Annotated in this window: 1 protein-coding gene and 1 pseudogene; one reads left to right on the top strand and one right to left on the bottom strand. The window is 75.8% G+C overall.

Annotation, left to right across the window (positions count from 1 at the left end; genetic code table 11):
* Positions 1–391, top strand: a 391-nt coding sequence (locus ABD323_RS43165; RefSeq protein ID WP_344447499.1) for a hypothetical protein, incomplete at its 5' end; no start/stop codon positions are given.
* A gap of 17 nt (positions 392–408) precedes the next feature.
* Here ABD323_RS43165 and ABD323_RS43160 read toward each other — a convergent pair.
* Positions 409–674 (bottom strand): annotated as a pseudogene (locus tag ABD323_RS43160) (hypothetical protein); the annotation flags it as partial.

Raw genomic sequence — 674 nt, 5'->3', positions numbered from 1 at the left:
CGCCCCGCGCGAGGCGCCCGCCCCGGCCGCCGTCGTCGGCAGCCCGGCCGCCGCCGGTGAAGTCCGGCTGGAGCAGGGCCCGTTCACCGATCGGCTCACCTTCACCGGCCTGCGCCTGGACCCGAAGGCCACGGCCGTCACCGGCCACCTCGCCATCACCTCGGACGTCAGCGACCTGCTCGCCCTGGAAGTGCGGGCCGCCTTCTACGACGCGAGCGGCCGGCTGCTGGGCTCCGGCAGCTTCCACTACCAGGAGGAGGAGACGGCCGGCGTGAGCCACGGCGAGCGCCGGGCCGAGGGCGAGGGCATCGACTTCGCCGTACCCGCCACCGGCCTCACCGGGACCCCGGCCAGCGCGGTGCTCTCGGTGCCGGTCCTGGTCAACGAGTAACCGGACCGCCGCAGCGGTCAGTTGCGGACGAACGGGGCCAGGACGGCGGCCAGGTCCTCGGCCGTGCCGAAGACCTCCAGCTGGTCGGCGGAGCGCCGCTGCCAGAGCAGGAGCAGCAGGTCGGAGGCGGAGCCCCGGACCGCGACCGCGCCCTTCGCGTGCTCGGTGCCGACCTGCCAGCCGCCGTCGACGGCGCGCAGCAGCCACTCGCCCGGGCCGTCGGTGGCGTGCAGGTGCAGGCCGTCGGCGGGGAAGTCGGCGGTCGGAGCGCCGGAGATGAACA

This window comes from Kitasatospora nipponensis, from assembly GCF_039528135.1.
Classification (GTDB): Bacteria; Actinomycetota; Actinomycetes; order Streptomycetales; family Streptomycetaceae; genus Kitasatospora; species Kitasatospora nipponensis.
The sequence above is the reverse complement of the archived record's forward strand: the minus strand, read 5'-3'. Positions and strand labels throughout refer to the sequence as shown.